The sequence below is a fragment of the Caballeronia eucalypticola genome, assembly GCF_047608185.1.
GTDB lineage: Bacteria > Pseudomonadota > Gammaproteobacteria > Burkholderiales > Burkholderiaceae > Caballeronia.
In genome coordinates, this window is sequence record NZ_JBLKRU010000018.1 from 73,673 (window position 1) to 93,717 (window position 20,045).

A 20,045-nucleotide genomic window follows, 5' to 3' on the forward strand; every position below is an offset into this window, starting at 1 on the left:
GTCCCGTGCAGGGGGAAGACACCAGTGTGCACCAGATTCACTCCGGCGCGAACTGGCGGCGAAGTCGCGTTGATCCGGGCGGCGGCTCGTTGAGCACGGCCCAGAACACGCCGAGATCGGCAATCGCCTGCACAAATTCGTTGAACTCGACCGGCTTCACCACATACGCGTTCACACCGAGCGCGTAGCTGCGCACCAGATCCTGCTCCTCCCGCGACGACGTCAGCATGACCACCGGAATCGCCTTCAGCGCCTCGGTGGAACGGATGGTTTCCAACACTTCCAGGCCGTCTATTTTCGGCAGCTTCAAGTCAAGCAGGATGACCGCGGGATTGCCTGGATTGCGCTCGTTCCATTCGCCTTCGCAACGCAGGTAATCGATTGCTTCCTGGCCGTCGCGCGCCACGATCACTTCGTTGGCAAGCTGGCTTTTGCCGAGCGCCACGAGGGTTAGTTCGAGATCGCTGGGATTGTCTTCGACAAGCAAAATGGGTTTCAGCATGGTCCGGTATGACGGGTTGAAATAAACGATGGTGAGATCACGGTGGTGAGATCGGTTCGGCGCTCAGTTCCGGGTTTAAGGCAGTCCCGGCTTACGCACCCTGCCGGCGGCGGTTTCGTCAGGTTCCGCCCTGAACACCTTAGGCAATGAAAAGTGGAACGCGGCGCCCTCGCCTTCGCGGCCTTCGGCCCAGGTCCTGCCGTCGTGCCGCTCTATGACGCGGCGCACGTTCGCCAAGCCAATGCCGGTGCCGTCGAACTCTTCCGCGCGATGCAGCCGCTGGAACACGCCAAACAGCTTGTTCACGTACTTCATGTTGAACCCGACGCCATTGTCCCGCACGCTGACAATGTACTCATCGGCTGTCGAATTCACCAACAGCTCAATTTTCGCCGATTCTCGCGTACGCGTATATTTCACCGCGTTCGAGAACAGATTGCGCAGCGCGATCTGCAGGAACGCCGGGTCACCGGTTACCGTCGGCATCTCCGGGATAATCCATTCCACCTTCCGGTTCGCTGTCTCGGCGGCAAATTCTTGCGCGACTGATCTCACCAACTGGTTCAGGTCGACGCTCACCGGGCGCAATGCGGCACGGCCCATTTGTGAAAACGTCAGCAAGTCGTCGACAAGCACGCCGGCGAAACGCGCCGACTCGAGCATGTTGTTCAGGAAGCGCTTGCTGCGCTCGGACAGCGTCTCGCCTTCGCTTTCCCGCAGCAAGTCGCCATACCCGGCAATATGTCGCAGCGGTGCGCGCAAATCGTGCGAGACGGAATATGAAAACGCCTCGAGCTCCTTGTTCGCACGACGCAATTCATTCGCGAGTTCCGCCAGTTCTTCGGCGCGGCGCAACACGATATTGAGCATGCCCAGGCGGAATTCGCCGGCAATTTCGAGCTCCACCGGATGCCAGCGCAGCGACCGGTTGCGCACGGTTTCGAGCCAGGGCGCAAAGTCCTTTCGCGGCGCCACGCTGCCGTACTGACTCGACACCCCTTTGACCGGTTCGCCCGCCCACGTGATCGTGCGCGTTGTTTCAGGACGGAACCAGATGATGTAATTGCGAAAAATCTGTGAGATAGGCACGGCCAGGATGCCGCTCGCGGTGTCCGTGTAATGAGACGCCCGCGGCCACTCTTTCGATAAGGAATCGGTTGCGTAGACACCCGTCGTGCTCGACGCGAGCCATTGCGCCAACGCGAGCACGGTCTGTGCATCGGGAGTGGAGCCCACCAGCGTGGCCTGGCCTTCCACCACGATCGCGGCGCCAGTCGATCCGGCGAAACACAGCAAATCGCCGGGCTTCGATTTAAGAACCGATACGTAGTCGTCTTGCTCAGCCAGCACGGCCATGAGCTGCGACATCGTGCGCCGCAGGCCCAGCAGATAAGCCGTCTCCGCGCGCTCTTCCTTCGCCTCGAGCTGCAGCGACAGGAGCTGCCCAAGATGCTCGATCGCGACCCTCACTTCGAACGGCACGAGGCGCGCGTCGTGGTCGTGACAGGAAATCAGACCCCAGAGCTTGTCGCGCACGACCAGCGACACCGACATCGACGCATGCGTACGCATGTTGCGCATGTACTCGAGATGGATCGGCGAGAAGCTGCGCAGCGCGGCATACGTGAGGTCGGTCGGGCGGCCGGTTGCAGGGTTCACGGGCGGAACGAGCCGCGCGGTTTTTGCGTTCACGTTCGCGACGAGCCGTACGCGCTGTTTCACATATAACGCGCGGGCCTGACGCGGGATATCGGAGGCGGGAAACAACTGATCCAGGAACGACGTGTACCCGTCCTCGATATGCTCCGCCAGCACGTGGCTATGGCCCTCGTCATCGAATTTGTAGATCAGCACGCGGCCGAAACCTGACATTTCGCGCACCTCGCGCACGGCCAGGTTCACGAGTTCGGTCAAGGTCACCACGTCCTGCAGGCTGCGCGTGAAGGTACGCACGAGCGGATACATCGATGCAAATACGTCCGCGGTCGGATGCCGCGCCACTTCGAGTTCGACGATCAGGTTGCCGTCGTGCCGATGCATGGTGATGTCGAGTTCAGGACCGTCCGTTGCCGCGGACAAGTGCTCCTGTGCGGATTCACGCGGGACGAAAAGCGGATTGCTGATCACGCCGAGATATAGAGGCGCTTCGTCGAGCATCGCCGTGGCAGCAGCATGAGCCACGCGTGCAGCAGCAGCCGCGCCGACCACCGTATCCAGCGGTTCGCCCAGCAATTGCTCCAATGGCCTGCCCACGAGCGTGGCGACATTCTCGCTGGCCTGGACGATGGTCAGCGTGCCGGAAAGGCAAAGCAGATAACCATGCGGCTGGATGCCGCCGGGAATGTGGATAGGTTCGGCGTCGCACTGCGCGTTCGTCGCGCCCGCACCGCGCTCCGTGAGGGTCGCGGATGCAGCGAGCGCCGCCTGATCCGCCACCGGGCCCGAGTTCGCACCCGAACTCGACCCGTCGAGATCACTCAACCCGCGCATGGACGCCGTTTGCTGCGACATCGGCTCTGACGCGCTGCTCATGCCGTTGCCCCCCATCCTGTGCGAACCGGGTCGAGCCAGCCGTGCAACCCGTCGAACGTGGCGATCGCAGCTTGCACCGCTTCGTCGTACTGCTGCGGCGGCACGTTCGCGCTCGCGGTCTCGCGAAACGCGTTCCACATGCTGCCCGTCCGCAATCCATAAGCTTCGAAATAAGCGTTGCCGGCACCGCTTGGGAGGCCGAGCACTGTCGCGACGTGCGGCGCGATGAAACGCCCCCCGAGCGTGGAGCCTTCCATCACGTACATGGAGCCGAAGACGTGGCCGATGCTGTCCATCGCAGGCAACTGTTCAACTTTTGTGACCCCGTTCGCGCGATTGATATCGCCCGTCAGGTGCGCCAGATCCGACTCAAGCATCGGCGCTTTGCGGCGCCCGTCAAAAAAATCGTGCAGATGGGCGGGCATGGAGGCTGCGGCCGCGTCCTCCCACGGTGCGACGTATCCGTAAAAGCCTTCGAGCAAGGCCACATAGTCCTCGCGCAACCACTCACGGCGCATCAGGTCCAGTGCGTTTTCCAGCCGTTCATGACACTCGGCAGTTTCGTTTTTCAGGCGGGACAGAAGATCGTATTGCATGTCCGTTTATCAGGTTTTGCCGCTGGGTTGTCGGACCCGAAGTCAGATACCGGATCAGGGAAGCCATGGCGGACTTGGCGTGCGGTTTTGCGGCAATTCAGGTGGCTGCGACTTGGGCTGCCACGTGAGACTACGGCCAGCGGGATATCAAAACTATCGAACACGCTCGGGTCGCCGCTTCGAACTTCGCGCCGAATCGGCATGGATTACCGATACACAACTCAGCTCGCACGCAAAAATGGTAGAAACAACTGCAGCAGATGGCGCGAACGCCTTTCCCAGCTTGGCTCGCACCGGTTCGTGCGCGCATTCCAATACCGCGCGCCCATTCTACGCAAGAGGCGCTTTGTTGACCACGGGCAGCAAAGCGGCAGCGCCGCATCACCGCTCGCGCTTACGGCCTTGATCCGTCGGTGAACCCGTTTGCGTGCGTTCCTGCGTGCGCTCCTGATACTCCGCGCCGCCGCGGCGATCCGTGTCTTGCAAACCACGCTCCAGGTCTTCGTGAGCCTGCTCTCCGACCTCACGCGGTTCGTCTTCCTGTTGCGACTCAGGGCTCTGATCGGCTTCATGCGGCAGCGGCACGTCTGCGCCGTCATCGTGTTTTTGCTGCGCCGGATGCTTGCTTTCGAGTTCACGTCCGTCCTGCGCCGGACCCTGACGCGTGGCGCTGGCAGCGTCGTGCGATGTCTTGCCTTGCTTCGTCATTGCAACCTCGTTGTGTTGATCGTGATGCGGTGATCTTCCCCTTCGTTCACTCGAGATCAAGCCGCTTCTTCATGGCAGCAGTGATGCGTTGCCGTGTTTTCGCGTATTGGCTCCACGGATCGGTTTTGAGCGCGTCCAGGCGCTCATGCAGGTTGCCGATGTTCCACTGATCGCCGCTCGTAGTGGCATCGAGTTCATCCCATCCGATAGGAACCGACGCCCCCATGCCCGGCCGCGCGCGAAGCGAAAATGCGGCGACCGTGCTCGAGCCCCGGTTGTTGCGCAAGTAATCGACGAAGATCTTGTCCCGCCGATTCTGCTTGCCCATCTTCGCGGAAAAATACTTGGGCAGCGTGCTGGCCATGTGCTGCGCGACCGCCTGCGAGAATCCCTTCACCTCGTCCCAGCCGGCTTGCGGTGTAAGCGGCACGACCACATGCAAGCCCTTGCCGCCGCTCGTCTTGCAAAACGATTCAAGCCCGAGTTCCATCAGCAATTCATGCGTCAGGCGCGCGGCCTCCTGCATCCGGCCCCAGCCGAGCCCTTCGCCTGGATCAAGATCGAAGACCATGCGGTCGGGCTTCTCAAGTTTGGCCGCGAGCGCATTCCAGGTGTGCATCTCGATCGTGCCCATTTGCGCCGCGCCCACGAGTGCGCCGACGTTTTCTATCGTGATGAGCGCGGGATGGCCAGGGTCGATACCCGGATGTTGCTTCACATTCGGAATGGTCAGCTTTTCGCTGTGCTTCTGAAAGAACAACTCGCCGCCGATATCCTCCGGCGCACGCACCAGCGACACCGGCCGGTCTTTGAGATGCGGCAACATCCATGGCGCGACGGCCTCGTAGTAAAGCGCGAGATCGAGCTTGCGAGTGCCTGCCGATGGATCGATCACACGATCGGGATGACTGATCTTTACGCCCGCTACAAGCTCGGTACCAGCTGGACTGCGCGCCGTCTTTTTAGCGGCGGCATTCCTTGCGGTTTTTGCTGAAGGCGTCGCTGATTGACTGGCAGGTTTCGACGTATCGGTTGTCTTCGACAACGTTTTTTTCGTCGCCGCTTTCACCGCGCGCGTCGCTTTGGCGGCACTCTTGGCCGCTGTCTTCTTCGCTGGTTTCTTGTCCTGATCGTTGTCATCGTCCAATGCAACCTCCTTCGTCGATTTCGGCACTTCCTTGACGATTTCCCGCGCCGGCTTGTCGTCCCTCAGGCTCACGAACGATGCTTGCCGCACGATCCGCTCCGACGTCCACTCAGCGAAATTGCATTCAGCGACCAGTTCCGGCTTGACCCAATGCACCGGCGTGCGGCTGCGTTCTTTGGGCGCGCTGGCGAAGGGCATGGTCTTGACTTCGCGTGCATCGAGTTGCTTTTTGACCGCGCGCAGAGTCGATGCATCGAAGCCGCTGCCCACGCGACCCGCGTATTGCAGCTTGCCGTTCGCGTCGTACACGCCGAGCAATAACGCGCCAAACTGCCCGCGACTGCCCGTCGGCTCCGAATACCCGCCGACCACGAACTCCTGCCGGCGCCGGCATTTAAGCTTGATCCATGCGCTGCTTCGCCCCGGCGTATAAGTGCTGTCGCGCCGTTTGCCGATGATCCCCTCCAGCGCCATGTCGCAAGCGCTCTTCAAAAGATCATCGACGCTGAATTCGAAGTCGGCGGAGAAGCGCAGCGCGTCGTCATCGACCGGTTCCAGCAGCGCTTTCAAAATCGCTCTCCGCTGCACCAGCGGCACGCCACGCAGGTCGTAACCGTTGAGGTAAGGGATATCGAAGAAATAGACAGCGATGTCCTGTGGGCGATTGGCATCGAAGGCGTTCTGCAGTTTCTGGAAGCTAGGCAGGTCGTTGTCGTCGAGCACGACCGCCTCGCCGTCGAGCCACGCGCTATCCACATCGAGCAGGTTCAACGCCTTGAGCTGGCGGCTGAACTTGTCGGTCCAGTCATGGCCGTTGCGCGTGAAGACCTGCGTGGATTTTGCCTTCGATGCAGCCTGCCGATCGATGCGCACGAGAACCCGATAACCATCGAACTTGATTTCATACGACCAGTCATCGCTCGATGGCGCCGTGTCCACGAGCGTCGCAAGTTGAGGTTTCATGGCAGCAGGAAGCTTCGCACGCACCGCGTCCTGGATCGCAGGGTTCTCGGCGAGTGTACGAAGCGATTCGTCGCTCCGGTTCGCCACGATATCCGGACGCGGACGCTCAGGGCTCTTGCCTTGATCCTTCACAGCGGGTCGCTTCGGCGGTGGTGCGGCTTTCGTTGCTTTGCTGGTCGTTGCGCTCGCCTTGGCAGCGGTCTTTCGCTCGGTCCTTTCGCGTACTTCACCGCTCTTCGTGCGCGCGCCGAGCGAGTCGCTCATCACGCTGCCCGGTTGCTTCAGCAGTACGTCGTAATCGGCCTCGTTGCGCGCTTCGTCGTCGCGTTCCTTGATCAGCAGCCACTGCTCTATGTCGCTATTGCCACGCATGTTGCTGCGTACGAGCGTCCAGCCGCCGTGCAGTTTTTCGCCGTGCAGGATGAACTTGAGCTTGCCCTTTGCGTACGTTTCACGAGCTTCATCAATCGTGCCGGCCTGCGGCTCCCACGTCCCTCGATCCCACACGATCACACTGCCCGCGCCGTAATTTCCCTCGGGGATACTGCCTTCGAACGAGCCGTAATCGACCGGATGATCTTCCACATGCACAGCCAGCCGTTTCACCGACGGATCGAGACTCGGCCCCTTCGGTACAGCCCAGGATTTCAGCGTGCCGTCGAGTTCCAGACGAAAATCGTAATGAAGACGCCGTGCATCGTGTTCCTGGATAACGAACGAAAGCGCGCTCGCCTGAGCCTTCTTCGACGCACGCCGGACCTTGGCCTTGTCAGCCGCCTGGCCGGAAGGCTCGGGCGTCTGGTTGAAGCGCCTCATGCGCTGATAGGTGTCGAGTTTATCGGCCATTAGCGGATCGCTTTTCGTAATGCGTTCAGATGAGGTCTAACGCGTGATTCAGCGCACGACGACCGCCTTATGCGCGTTTGCGCCGCGTCGTTGTCTTGCGTGCCGGTTTGGACGCGGGTTCGGGCGCATCAGCCTCGGCGTCGGCCGTGTCATCCTCGGCGCTGCTGGCAGTTTTAGCGCCGCGTTTCGTCGGCTTACCCTTCTTCAAGCTGCGCTTCAAGAGTTCGGACAAGTCGAGGATCTCTGCCGACGCCTTGCGCGGCGTGCCTTCTTCCACCTCCGACACTTCCTCCGTATTGCCTTCCTTCACCTTCTTGTTGACGAGCGCCATGATGTCTTCACGGAACGTGTCGTGATAGTCGTGCGGGTTCCATGTATCGCTCATGTCATCGATCAATCGCTGCGCCATCTCCAGCTCTTTCGGCGATACTCCCGCCTTCTTCGAGTTTTCGTCCGGGAACTTGAAGTCATCGAACTCGCGCACTTCATCGGCCCAGCGCAGCGTATTGAGCGCGAGCGCCGGACCCACCGGAATCAACGCGGCGAGATGCTGTTTGTTGTGCAGCACCACGTTAGCTATCCCGACCTTTCCCGACGCCTTCAACGCATCGCGCAACAACGCATACACTTTCTCGCCCTTGCGATCGGGCGCGAGGTAATACGGGGTATCGAGGGAAAGAAACGAGATTTCGGGCGCTTCGACGAACGCGAGGATGTCCACGGTTTGCGTCGATTCCGGATTAGCCGAACGGATCTCGGCATCGCTCATCACGACGTATTTGCCTTTCTCGTACTCGAAGCCACGAACGATGTTGTCGCGCGTGACGTCTTTACCCGTGTTCTTGTTGAATTGCTTATAGCCGATGGGGTCCATCGAGCGCTTGTCGAGCAGGTTAAAGCCGACCTTCTCCGACTGCGTGGCCGGATACAGCTGCACGGGGACGTGAACCAGCCCAAAGCTGATCGCGCCTTTCCAGATCATGTGTGGCATCGCGAATGACCTTTTCGAAAGCCGCTCTGACGGCGTGACAGGACGAACGGCAACAACGATTAGCACGCGCCGATAGACGCATGATCGTTATCGGGTTGCAGAAAACGTGCCAGATGGGACAAGCGCGCCGGCTAGAGCGGGCCCTTATGTGAGCAAGCGGATGCGAGCAAACCGCACGACCTTGTACGCAAGGTGCAAGTCGCCGGCCTTGCTAACCTCGCCGGGCGAGACCTTATTTCCGGCTCGCGCTGATCGTGAGTTTTGTGCCGTCGCTGAGCGTGATGTCTTTGCCGGCGCCGCCGGTGGGCATCGTGAAATGGACCATCTGGCTAAAGAAGTTATCGGTAGGACATTGAAGCTTTTTTCCGCCCACGATAACCGCCGAGGCCGGGCGCGGCGCGTGGCCCTGGAAACTCAACTGGACATCGGCGTCCCCGCTGCTCGCGACCACCGCCGCGAAACGGATCTTCACCTGACGCACCGTCGTGCCGCTTGCGTTGCGGATTGCATCCACGTCCGGACACGCATCCGGAACATTCAGCGAACCACCGGCAGGCTTGCTTTGCCAGGTGAAGTCATCGGTCTGGCCCGAGCGGATCGTGCGCGTTTCCTGCGCGCTGCCCCAGTTCTTCGACGCCATCTTCACCGTGTATTTGATCGGCCCGTCGTAGGCGACTTCCGACAGCACCTTGATGCTGGGAGTCGCATGAGCGGCTGGTTCAACCACGCAAGCCAGCAGCGCAATCGCGGCGCTTGCGGCAATCACACGAGTTTGCGAAGACCAGCCAACCTGAATAAAACCCGAACGATCGATCATGCGAAAACCCCTCCGTTTGCATCCGTCACGCCAGGAAACCAGCAACAGCGCCGGGGTGGCCGCGCCGTGCGTGTGGCGCGATCAGTCTAGCGCGACGCGCACCACGGGTTTCTCATGGGAAACCCGTGGCGCGCATGCGGCCTGCAACGAATTCGCCGATCGTAACGCTCAACGAATGGCCAATCAGAAACCGGTCAGCACCAGTTTTCCAATCGCACGCCCTTCTTCCAAAAGGCGGTGCGCTTCGCGCAGGTTCGTCGCATTGATCTTGCCGAGGTCACGGCCGAGTGTTGTCTTGATCGTGCCTGCGTCGATCAGTCGCGCCACTTCGGTCAACAGCTTATGTTGTTCGATCATGTCGGGCGTGCCGAACATCGAGCGCGTGAACATGAACTCCCAATGGAACGCGGCGCTTTTCGCTTTCAGCAATTCAACGGCAATCGGCTTGGCGTTTTCGACGATCGTACAGATGCCCCCTTGCGGTGCAATGACAGCGGCAGCGGCCGGAAAATGTTTGTCCGTGTCGTTGAAAATCAGCACGTAGTCGACTTGCTCGAAGCCCGCGTCCTTCAGTTGCTTCGGCATGTCGCCGAAGTGATCGACGATATGGTCCGCGCCCAGCTCGGTCGCCCACTTCGCCGACTCCGGCCGCGATGCCGTCGCGATCACCTTCAGCTTCGCGACTTTTTTCGCGAGCTGGATACCGATCGAACCCACGCCGCCGGCGCCGCCCACGATCAGCACGGACTTGCCCGCGTCGTGCCCTTCCGCCGATACCCCCAGCCGGTCGAACAGGGCTTCCCATGCGGTAATCGTCGTGAGCGGCAAGGCCGCTGCGTGCGAGAAGTCGAGCGAGCCAGGCTTCACGCCAACGATACGTTCATCGACCAGATGGAACTCGCTGTTCGTACCCGGCCGCGTGATGCTGCCGGCATAAAAGACGGGATCGCCCACTTTGAACAGCGTCACGTCCGGGCCGACCGCTTCGACCACGCCCGATGCGTCCCAGCCCAGCACGCGCGGCGTTTCCTCGACCTTGTCCTTTGGCGCACGCACTTTTGTATCGACGGGGTTCACGCCGATCGCTTCAATCTTTACCAGCAAGTCGCGGCCGGCCGGTGTGGGTTTGTCCATTTCCACATCCATCAACGATTCCGGGTTTGAGATGGGCAGGTAACGGGTCAGGGCAATGGCTTTCATGGAATAGCTCCTTAGGGTGGTTCAAGCGTCGGATGTGCAACGCAATGCATGAACCCGATGTTAAGGGCTTTCAGCTTCGCGTGAAACCGTCATAATCGTTGAAACATTTTATTGAAAATCACGAAGATGACGAAAATGGACAGGGTGAACGAATTACCTCATAAGGCGCAGCTCGACTTGCTGGATGTCGCACTGTTCGTGCGGTCCGCGGCTTTATCGAACCTGTCCGCGGCGGGGCGGGAATTCGGCTTGTCCGCTGCAGTCGCGAGCGCCCGGCTTGCGCAACTCGAACGGCAGCTTGGCGCGCGGCTTTTACATCGGACGACGCGGCGCATCAGCGTCACGCAGGAAGGCGAGATTTTCGCGAGGCACGCCCGCGCACTGCTCGACGCCGCCGATGCCGCCCGCGCTTCGGTTGGACGCGCGTTCGAGCAACCACAAGGACGTTTGCGCGTGACCATGCCGTCTTCGCTCGGGCGGCAGCATGTCTCGCCGGTCATTCCCGAGTTCTTGCGGCGCTATCCGGGCGTGAGTCTGGACTTGCGCCTGACTGACCAGATAGTCGATCTCGTCGATAAAGGCATCGATCTGGCGGTGCGTCTTGGCGCGCTAAAGGATTCGACGCTCGTCGCGAAAAAACTCGCTAGCAATCGACGCGTGTTGTGTGCGTCGCCCGCGTATCTCGCTGCGCACGGCACGCCGCGCCACCCCGCCGATCTCGCGCTGCACGAGTGCGCGATTTTGTCGGGTCAACGGGATTGGGCGTTTGTCACGCCGACCGGGACTATCGATGTGCGCGTGTCCGGCCGGCTCGAAACGGACAACGGCGAAGTCATCCGGGATGCGTTGGTTGACGGGTTTGGGATCGGGTTGAAATCGACGTGGAGCGTGGCGCCGTTTCTGCACAGCGGCGAACTGGTAACCGTGCTCGATAGCTATCCGCTCGCAGAAACGGTGGCGATCTGGGCGATCTACCCAAGCCGCGCATTCGTGCCGCCGAAAACAACGGCGTTTATCGATTTCCTGATTGAGCATTTCGGCGATCCGCCTTACTGGGACGTCGACCCGCAACGAGTGATGCGGTAGCCATCGTCCCGTAAATGCAAATAGGAATTTGCGTATTCTTAAAATCTTGGGCGAGCGGGATTATTGCAATGCAATGACGAATTGGAGCCGGCGCGCCAGTCGCGTGCATCCCTCGGAAATTCATCTTGCTGTCCTCGTGTTCGCGGTTTTTTCAGCCAAAACACATATAAATTTTGGGTGTACAAATAATCCTTGTACTCACCGTTATTTGGGGGGTACATCATTCATGGGCATTTCGTATAACGTCCAAAAGAGCGAAGCAAATATTCAGGAACGTGGCCTATCGTTCGAGGCAGTCCACGAATTTGTCATGTCGAGTGCCTTGATTGTTGAAGATTGCCGCAACGCGTATACCGAGCGCAGGTATCAGGCTCTCGGCGTGATACCGACCGGCTACACATGCTGGTTTTCACACCGCGCGGCAACAAAATTCACGTTATTAGTTTACGGAAGGCGAACTCTCGCGAGGTAAAGCAGTATGAGCAAACAGAACAAACCAGAAGCGCTGGACGAGAACCCCGAATGGGGTGAAGCCGAGTTCGGCCGTGCGCGGTCTGCATCGGACGTTTTACCGGAGCTGTTCGGGCGCGAGCGAGCAGCAGAAATCCTGCGTCCACGCGGACGGCCGAAGCTGGAGAATCCGAAGCTACCCATCAAACTGCGCATTGATCCGGACGTGGTCGACGCGTATAAAGCGCAAGGTGATGGCTGGCAAACACGAATGAATGCCGCGTTGCGCGACTACGCGAAATCCCACGGATTGATGCGTTGAAATAGGAGTAAGCGAGGAAAAAGGCGCGCCATTCAGGGCGCCTTTACCCCTTCCTCAATCACCTTCACCGGTGCCTTCACAAATCCCCGAAATCGCGCCCGCGACGCCCGCACCGGCTTCCCTGCAAGTTCGTAATCCGGCAACCGCGCAACAAACCGCCCGATCGCAATTCGCGCCTCCAGCCGCGCCAGCGACAACCCCGCGCACTGATGAATCCCGAACCCAAACGCAAGATGCCGGTTCGGCTCGCGAGCGATATCGAAGTGATCCGCCGCCTCAAACTGCTCCGGATCGCGATTCGCCGCCCCAATGCACAGTGTCACCGGCGTTCCGCGCGCCACCGGCATCCCGGCAATATGCGTATCCACGGTCGTGATCCGATTGCCCAGCTGATTCGAACTTTCATAGCGCAAACATTCCTCGATGGCACTATCGATCGACGCCGGATTCGCCAATAACCGCGCCCGCTGCTCTGGCCATTGCGCGAGTAACACGATGCCGTTGCCGATCAGATTGGTCGTCGTCTCGTGTCCCGCGTTCAGGATAAAAATGCAGTTGTGCAGCAACTCGGCTTCGTCCAGGCGCTCCCCGTCGGCTTCGCTTTGAATCAGCCGCGTCAGCACGTCATGTTGCGGATCGCCGGGATGCGCGCGACGGCGTGCAACCAGCGTCACCAGATAATCGATGAAATCCGTTACTGCCCGATTCCCCCGCGCTTCCTGCTCCGGGGTGAGCGCAGGCTCCAGTGCGCCGAGAATCGCGAGCGACCAGTCGCGCAATGGCGCGCGTTCATCATGCGGCACGTCGAGCAGGTTGCCGATCACTTCAACTGGAATCGCTGATGCGAAATCATCGATTAAATCGATCTCGCCGCGTGCGGCAGCCTGATCGAGAAGACCATCGATCAAGCTCACGAGACCCGGTTCCATTGCCGCAATCGCACGCGCGGTCAGCGCGCCCGCGATCAGTTTGCGCACACGCGTGTGACGCGGTGGATCGTTGAAAACGAGACTTGTCGTGTGATGCGCGAACAGCGGAGTCTGGACGCCATACTTCGGGCCGAATTCCACGGTCTTGTCCGAACTGAAGGTTTTCGGATCGCGATACACGGCCTGAACGTCGCGGTAGCGCGTCAGAAACAACGAGCCATCGGGCATCGTCTTGATCGGCTCGTTGACGCGCAACGCGTCGTAGACCGGATACGGATCGGCGTAAAACGCGGCGTCGAGCTTGCGCAGATCGAAGTCGAGCGCGCGTTCGGTCGGGGTCATGCGAGTCTCCGTCGTTTTATCGGCAACCATCATAGCGGCGCGGCGCGCAGGTCCGCCATCAGTCGGGACCATTACAATGACGGGTCTTGCGCACCTTTCCCACGCTATTTTTCTCACTCGCCGCCCGTCATGAACCTTGTCATCCAAAGCCTCGATCCGATCGCCGATACGCACCTGAAGCCGCTCACCGCCCTCGCCCGCACGCACGGCAAGCAGAGCGAGCGCGCGGATGCCGGCCGGGTGTTGCGCCTGAGCGGTGCGGATCCGCTGCAGCGTCCGGATATCGATGCTTATTGCGGCACGCATCGGCTGGATTACGCGTTCATCGACCCGGCATTGCGCCTGAGCGATTTCGGCCTCGTCGCCATGGACATGGATTCGACGCTGATCACGATCGAGTGTATTGACGAGATCGCCGATTTTTGCGGCCTGAAAGCAGAGGTTGCGGCGATCACGGAAGCGTCAATGCGCGGCGAGATCAAGGACTTCAACGAGAGCCTGACGCGGCGGGTCGCGCTGCTGAAGGGCCTCGATGCGAGCGCGTTGGAACGGGTTTATGAAGAACGGCTGCGTTTGTCGCCGGGCGCCGAAATCATGCTCGCGGGCGCGAAGGCGGCGGGATTGAAAACCCTGCTGGTATCCGGCGGTTTCACGTTCTTTACGGAGAAACTGAAGGCGCGCCTAGGGCTAGATTTCACGCGCGCGAATACGCTCGAAATAGTCGATGGCAAGCTGACCGGAAAGGTCAGCGGCGAGATCGTCAATGCCGATGTCAAGGCGCGGACGCTGCGTGAAACGTGCACGCAACTGGGTATTGATCCACAGCGCTCGATCGCCATGGGCGACGGGTCGAACGACCTGAAGATGATGGCGGAAGCGGGCTTGTCGGTGGCGTTCCGGGCGAAGCCGGTGGTGCGCGAAGCGGCAGGACTGGCGTTGAACTTCGTAGGACTGGACGGGCTGCTGCGGCTGTTTTGAACGGGCCCCGCCGGCAGTTCGCTAACTGCCTTGCCCAAGATCGGCGAGAACGATCTGAAGCATCATCGGATCAAGAGGCGAGGGTTCAAAACCCATCTGCTCGTAAAAAGCTTTTGCCTCTGCCGAAAGCGCATGGACGATAAGCCCACGCACACCAATCAAATCGGCTGCGCGGACAGCACGTAATGCGACATCGCGAATCAATGCACGCCCCCATCCTTTGCCATGTCTGGAATGATCTACGGCGAGCCGCGCCAGGACGATGACCGGAATTGGATCGTGCATATTGCGGCGAAATTTACCTGTCACTCCGTCGGCAACGACAGCTCCCGACGCCAGCGCGTAGTACGCCAGGACTCGACGGTCCTCGCAGACAACAAAGGTACGCGACGCGCCGGTAATTTGATTTTTCAGGGCTCGTCGTTTAAGCCACTGGTTGAGACTATCGACGCCGCAGTCGAAAGATTCCGTGCTGTGGTGCTCGGTCAGTGGCGCAGGTGCTGAAAAAGTCACGCGTCGTCCCAGGGCGGCGGGGTATTCATCGTCTTAAGCAGACGTTCATTGCCACGGGTTGGCGCGTCGAGCCGGGCGAGAAACGCCGCATAAGCTTCGGGGCTTGCCACAATCAAGACTTGGTCAAGCAACGCCTCTTCCGCTGCGGAGCGGGCCGCCTCAAGGATGAAATCCGTTCGGTTCTTGCCGCGCGCCTTCGCCGCGCGGTCTATCAGGCTGCGTTCCTCGGGCTTTATTCTGATGTTGAGCGTATCACGCGTGGCGGAGCTGGTACGTGGCGTTGGCATATTGTTTCTCCAAAGAGGCATCATTATAGCTCCGCAATGACATTGTCATTACGAAAAAATTGCCCCCGAAACTCGGCCAATTCACGCCGGTGCTGACAATCCAGCGCCGGCGCACGTCAACGAATAAAGGACCCCTTTTACCCTTCCAACCCCGCGAGCGCCTGCTCCAGATCCGCACGCAGATCGGCCTCATCTTCCAGCCCGATATAAAACCGCACCAGCACGCCGTCATGCGGCCAACTTCCCGCGGTGCGCATCGACTTGATGTCGTACGGCATTGCCAGACTATTCGCGCCGCCCCAGCTCCAGCCGATAGCGAAGTTTTCCAGCGCTTCGACAAAGGTATCGATCCGCGCCGGGCTGTAGCGTTTATCGAAGACCACGGAGAACAGTCCACCCGCCCCCGTGAAATCGCGTTTGAAGAATTCGTGACCCGGGCAATCCGTCAACGCTGGATGCAGCACCGCTGAAATCTCCGGGCGCGCCTTGAGCCACTGAGCCAGCGCGAGCGCCGTCCGGTCATGAGCGTCGAAGCGGATTTGCATGCTCGGCAAACTGCGCAGCACGAGCGAACAATCATCCGAGGACACGCCAATCCCCATGCGCATCCGCGCACTCTTCAATCGCAAGTGGATAGCTTTGTCGGCGGTGATGGTCGCGCCCATCAGGATGTCGCTTGCACCGGACTGGTATTTCGTCAGCGCCTGCACCGAGATATCGACGCCATGCTCGAACGGCTTGAATGCGAGACCGGCCGAATACGTGTTGTCGATAGCGGTCAAGATATTGCGCGCCCGCGCGACCTTCGTGATCGCGGGTACGTCCTGCACTTCCATGGTCACCGAACCCGGCGCTTCGAGCCAGATCAGCCTGGTGTTCGACCGGATCAACGCGTCGATGCCCGCGCCGATCATCGGATCGTAATACGTGACTTCGAGCCCGAAATCCGCCACGAGCCAGTCCGCGTGATCGCGATTCGGCGAGTACGCGTTGTCGGGGATCATCACGTGATCGCCCACCTTCACCAAGCCGAAATACACGTTCGATATAGCCGATAACCCCGAAGGCTGCAGCAGCGCATGCTTGCCGCCCTCGATCACCGCCAGCCGCTGCGCCAGCGCGAGCGATGTGGGCGTGGCATGGAGGCCGTATCGCCATTGACTATCGTCGCTCCAGACGAGCGCGCGCATGGTGGCGAGATCCGGAAACACCACGGTCGACGCCCGTGTAACCGGCATCGAGAACGAATCAAAACCGGGGGTCAACTGATCCTCCGGATGAACGATGCGGGTCTGCAGGCTGCGCGCATTGGACGAATTGCTGGAATCGGTCATGAGTGTCCTGCTTGTTCGAGGCTATAAGAAAAAAGCGTCATCGCGTGAAGCCGATGACGCCGTGTTACATCGAACGGCGAGTTCGTATTTCACTCGCCGATGATTACATTGCTGGTCCCGCCCAGCGCGTGGCCCGCTGCCGGAGGAGCGGGCGGAGGCGCGGGCTCCAGCGATGGCGCAGCCGATTGCGGCGCCTTCGGTGCAACCGCCCCTGTGGCCGGAGCAGGGGCAGGCGTAAGACCCGACCCGAGCGGCTTGAGGTCGAAGGGCAGCGGATTGGAATCGTCGGCGTTCATGCGTTCGCCCGACACGCTGCCATCGGCTGCAAACTTGCCGACCCAGTTGCCCGTAATGTGCGTGCCGTCATTCGACTCTTCGATCTCGAGCGTATCGCCATCGCGATCCCCCGCAACCACAATGACCGTCGATGCCCCCGCGAACCGGTATTCGCCGTGCACGCCAGTACGCTCATCGGTTTTATCGCCGAGCTTCATCTCGATCTGCTTGTCGCCAAGCGTGCCGACATAGGTCGGGAAACGCGCGTAAGCCGGATTGGGCGTCAGCGGCTTAGCGGGCGGAAGCGCCAGCGTTTCAATTGCTTCGGCCGTACCCGGTGACTGCAGGCCCAAATTGCCTGGCGTAGCCGCTGCGCGTGCCGCCGACACGGCCCGGTTGCCGTCCGGCGGCATCGCCGAATTACAGCCGGCGAGCAATAGCGCTGCCGCCATCGCCGCGACTGCCCCCACTTTCATTTGCGTCATCGAATAGTTTCCTGTCCTTACCATGCTCATACGCGTTCGAAAATTGCCGCGATGCCCTGCCCGCCGCCAATGCACATTGTCACCAGCGCATAACGTCCGCCCACGCGCTGCAGTTCGTACAACGCCTTCACGGTGATCAACGCGCCGGTTGCGCCAATCGGATGACCGAGCGAGATGCCCGAGCCGTTCGGATTGACCTTCGCGGGGTCCATCTCCAGTTCCTTCGATACCGCGCACGCCTGCGCCGCAAACGCTTCATTAGCTTCGATCACATCGAGGTCGCCAACGTTCAAGCCTGCGCGCTCCAACGCCTTGCGCGTAGCCGGAATCGGACCAATGCCCATGTATTTCGGATCGACGCCCGCGTGCGCATACGAGACCAGCCGCGCGAGCGGCTTCAGGCCGCGTGATTCAGCCGCACCGCGTTCCATCAACACGACGGCCGCAGCCGCGTCGTTGATACCCGACGCATTACCCGCCGTCACCGTGCCGTTTTCCTTGGCAAATACAGGCTTGAGCTTCGTGAAATCCTGGAGCGTGGCGTTCAGACGAACGTGCTCGTCGGTATCGAAGACGACGTCGCCTTTCTTCGACGCCTGCGTGACCGCAAGAATCTGTTCCTTGAAATAACCCGCTTCGATAGCCCGCGCCGCGCGCCGATGCGATTCGAGCGCAAGCTCGTCCTGCATCTCGCGCGAAATGCCGTACTTCGCGGCGACGTTTTCAGCCGTCACGCCCATGTGGATTGCATCGAAGGGATCGTGCAGCGCGCCGAGCATCATGTCGATGAGACGCGCGTCGCCCATGCGCTGGCCGAAGCGCGCCGACGGCGCGAGATACGGCGCTCGGCTCATGCTTTCCGCGCCTCCGCCGATGGCGACATCAGTGTCGCCAAGCAGAATGGATTGAGCAGCGGAGACGATCGCCTGCAGGCCCGAACCGCACAGGCGGTTGACGGTCAGCGCGGGCGCATGTTGCGCCACGCCACCGTTCAACGCGGCGACGCGCGCCAGGTACATGTCCTTGGGTTCGGTCTGGATCACGTTACCGAACACCACATGACCCACATCCTCGCCCGATACATTCGCGCGGGCCAAGACCTCACGCACCACGCGAGCGCCGAGATCCGTCGGGCTGAAGTCCTTCAGCGCACCGCCGAAATCGCCAATTGCGGTCCGCACGCCGCTGACCACCATCACTTCACGTTGCGCCATGACAGCTCCTTCGTCTCAGTAGTTTTGTGCTTTGCTAAATCCGCCGCTCAGACTTCGCCCCACAGGTCGTGGCCATCGGCGCCGGTGATTTTCACCGACACGAAATCGCCCGCCTTGTAGCGCTTCGACGCCTTCTTTGCCGGCTCGATATACACCACGCCGTCGATCTCCGGCGCGTCCGCCGCCGTCCGGCCGACACCGCCTTCGTTGCTGAGTTCATCGACGAGCACTTTCAGCGTCTTGCCGATCTTGCGTTTCATGCGTTCCGCCGACAACTCCTCGGCCAGTTCCATGAATCGTGCACGACGCTCCTCGCGCACTTCGTCAGGCAACGCGCCATCGAGTTCGTTCGCCGTTGCGCCTTCGACCGGCGAATAGGCGAAACATCCAACCCGATCCAGATCGGCGATACGAAGGAAGTCCAGCAGCGTCTGAAACTGCTCTTCCGTTTCACCCGGGAAGCCGGCGATAAACGTGCTCCGAATGGTCAGGTCCGGGCACATCGCGCGCCACTTCTGCACACGCTCGAGCACCTTCTCGGCGTTCGCCGGACGCTTCATGCGCTTGAGCACTTCGGGGTGCGCGTGCTGGAACGGCACGTCCAGATATGGCAGCACGTGGCCCTTCAACGGACCTTCGGCCATCATCGGGATGACTTCGTCCACGCTCGGATACGGGTACACGTAATGCAAGCGGACCCACGCGCCGTATTGCACCGCGAGTTCGCCCAACGCACCGACGAGGTCCGTCATGCGCGTCTTGATCGGCTTGCCGTTCCAGAACCCGGTGCGATATTTGACATCGACGCCATAGGCGCTCGTATCCTGCGAAATCACGAGCAGTTCCTTGACGCCGGATTTGAACAGGTTCTCGGCTTCGAGCATCACGTCGGCCACCGGGCGCGAGACCAGATCGCCGCGCATGGACGGGATGATGCAGAACGTGCACCGGTGGTTACATCCTTCCGATATCTTCAGATACGCGTAATGCCGCGGCGTCAGCTTGATGCCGGCGGGTGGCACGAGATCGATGAATGGATCATGCGGCTTGGGCAAATGCAGGTGCACGTGGCTCATGACTTCGGCCGTTGCGTGCGGCCCGGTGACGGCCAGCACTTTCGGATGCACTTCCTGGATCAGGCCTGTGCCGCTCGCGCTTTTTTTTGCACCGAGACAACCGGTCACGATCACCTTGCCATTCTCGTGGAGCGCCTCGCCGATGGCGTCGAGACTTTCCTGCACCGCTTCATCGATAAAACCGCAGGTGTTGACCACGACGAGATCAGCGCCGTCGTAGGAGGGAGAGATCTCGTAACCTTCCGCGCGCAGTTGGGTGATGATCTGCTCGGAATCCACCAAGGCTTTTGGACATCCGAGTGAAACGAACCCGACTTTAGGGGCCGAAACGGTCGGCACGGCGGGGGAAATGGTCTGCGACATAGGTGAGTCCGGCGTATAGCGGTGACGATGGCGACAAATGGGGACGGTGCGGCAAGGCCAAGAGGTCCGATGTCCGTAAGGACCACGC

Annotated in this window: 18 protein-coding genes; 3 read left to right on the top strand and 15 right to left on the bottom strand. The window is 60.5% G+C overall.

Annotation, left to right across the window (positions count from 1 at the left end):
* Window positions 1-37 precede the first annotated feature (37 nt).
* From ACMX25_RS21155 to ACMX25_RS21190, 8 genes are all read right to left on the bottom strand, one after another.
* Window positions 38-502, bottom strand: coding sequence for a response regulator (locus tag ACMX25_RS21155; RefSeq protein ID WP_414952030.1), 465 nt, complete (start codon window positions 500-502; stop codon window positions 38-40).
* A gap of 75 nt (window positions 503-577) precedes the next feature.
* Entirely contained in the window at window positions 578-3,034 is a 2,457-nt protein-coding gene (locus ACMX25_RS21160; RefSeq protein WP_414952031.1) for an ATP-binding protein, read from the bottom strand.
* Window positions 3,031-3,630: a biliverdin-producing heme oxygenase gene (locus tag ACMX25_RS21165; protein WP_414952032.1), complete on the bottom strand. Its 600-nt coding sequence runs from the start codon at window positions 3,628-3,630 to the stop codon at window positions 3,031-3,033. The genes ACMX25_RS21160 and ACMX25_RS21165 overlap by 4 nt, the downstream gene beginning before the upstream one ends.
* Window positions 3,631-4,011: 381 nt before the next feature.
* Window positions 4,012-4,338: a hypothetical protein gene (locus ACMX25_RS21170; protein ID WP_414952033.1), complete on the bottom strand. Its 327-nt coding sequence runs from the start codon at window positions 4,336-4,338 to the stop codon at window positions 4,012-4,014.
* A 46-nt stretch (window positions 4,339-4,384) separates the two neighbouring features.
* Window positions 4,385-7,294, bottom strand: coding sequence for a DNA ligase D (gene ligD / locus ACMX25_RS21175; protein WP_414952034.1), 2,910 nt, complete (start codon window positions 7,292-7,294; stop codon window positions 4,385-4,387).
* A 67-nt stretch (window positions 7,295-7,361) separates the two neighbouring features.
* Complete coding sequence (gene ku / locus ACMX25_RS21180) at window positions 7,362-8,285, bottom strand: non-homologous end joining protein Ku (RefSeq protein WP_414952035.1); 924 nt, start codon at window positions 8,283-8,285, stop codon at window positions 7,362-7,364.
* Window positions 8,286-8,517: 232 nt separating this feature from the next.
* Complete coding sequence (locus ACMX25_RS21185; RefSeq protein ID WP_414952036.1) at window positions 8,518-9,102, bottom strand: DUF6013 family protein; 585 nt, start codon at window positions 9,100-9,102, stop codon at window positions 8,518-8,520.
* Between the two features lie 183 nt (window positions 9,103-9,285).
* Window positions 9,286-10,302 carry a zinc-binding alcohol dehydrogenase family protein gene (locus ACMX25_RS21190; protein WP_414952037.1) on the bottom strand — a complete coding sequence of 339 codons (1,017 nt, stop codon included), beginning with the start codon at window positions 10,300-10,302 and terminating at the stop codon, window positions 9,286-9,288.
* Window positions 10,303-10,437: 135 nt separating this feature from the next.
* Between ACMX25_RS21190 and ACMX25_RS21195 the strand changes: the two genes are divergently transcribed.
* On the top strand, window positions 10,438-11,388 hold the full coding sequence (locus ACMX25_RS21195) for a LysR family transcriptional regulator (RefSeq protein WP_414952038.1): 951 nt from the start codon (window positions 10,438-10,440) through the stop codon (window positions 11,386-11,388).
* Window positions 11,389-11,866: 478 nt separating this feature from the next.
* Window positions 11,867-12,160, top strand: a complete 294-nt coding sequence (locus ACMX25_RS21200; RefSeq protein ID WP_414952039.1) for a BrnA antitoxin family protein — start codon at window positions 11,867-11,869, stop codon at window positions 12,158-12,160.
* 32 nt (window positions 12,161-12,192) lie between these two features.
* Here the strand turns inward: ACMX25_RS21200 and ACMX25_RS21205 are convergent, their stop codons facing one another.
* Window positions 12,193-13,431, bottom strand: coding sequence for a cytochrome P450 (locus tag ACMX25_RS21205; RefSeq protein ID WP_414952040.1), 1,239 nt, complete (start codon window positions 13,429-13,431; stop codon window positions 12,193-12,195).
* A 129-nt stretch (window positions 13,432-13,560) separates the two neighbouring features.
* Between ACMX25_RS21205 and serB the strand changes: the two genes are divergently transcribed.
* Window positions 13,561-14,409, top strand: a complete 849-nt coding sequence (gene serB / locus ACMX25_RS21210) for a phosphoserine phosphatase SerB (protein ID WP_414952041.1) — start codon at window positions 13,561-13,563, stop codon at window positions 14,407-14,409.
* A 21-nt stretch (window positions 14,410-14,430) separates the two neighbouring features.
* Here serB and ACMX25_RS21215 read toward each other — a convergent pair whose 3' ends face one another.
* The 6 genes from ACMX25_RS21215 to rimO form a co-directional block, all read right to left on the bottom strand.
* Entirely contained in the window at window positions 14,431-14,922 is a 492-nt protein-coding gene (locus ACMX25_RS21215) for a GNAT family N-acetyltransferase (RefSeq protein WP_414952042.1), read from the bottom strand.
* A complete protein-coding gene (locus ACMX25_RS21220) occupies window positions 14,919-15,233 on the bottom strand; it encodes a type II toxin-antitoxin system TacA family antitoxin (RefSeq protein WP_414952043.1) in 315 nt (104 codons plus the stop codon). Before ACMX25_RS21220 ends, ACMX25_RS21215 begins: the two co-directional genes overlap by 4 nt.
* 113 nt (window positions 15,234-15,346) lie before the next feature.
* Window positions 15,347-16,543, bottom strand: a complete 1,197-nt coding sequence (locus tag ACMX25_RS21225) for a cystathionine beta-lyase (RefSeq protein ID WP_414952044.1) — start codon at window positions 16,541-16,543, stop codon at window positions 15,347-15,349.
* Between the two features lie 89 nt (window positions 16,544-16,632).
* Window positions 16,633-17,304 (bottom strand): hypothetical protein, encoded by a 672-nt coding sequence (locus ACMX25_RS21230; RefSeq protein WP_414952045.1) that lies wholly within the window; start codon window positions 17,302-17,304, stop codon window positions 16,633-16,635.
* Window positions 17,305-17,330: 26 nt separating this feature from the next.
* Window positions 17,331-18,518, bottom strand: a complete 1,188-nt coding sequence (gene bktB / locus ACMX25_RS21235) for a beta-ketothiolase BktB (RefSeq protein WP_414952046.1) — start codon at window positions 18,516-18,518, stop codon at window positions 17,331-17,333.
* 47 nt (window positions 18,519-18,565) lie between these two features.
* Window positions 18,566-19,957, bottom strand: coding sequence for a 30S ribosomal protein S12 methylthiotransferase RimO (rimO, locus tag ACMX25_RS21240; protein ID WP_414952047.1), 1,392 nt, complete (start codon window positions 19,955-19,957; stop codon window positions 18,566-18,568).
* Window positions 19,958-20,045: the final 88 nt, after the last annotated feature.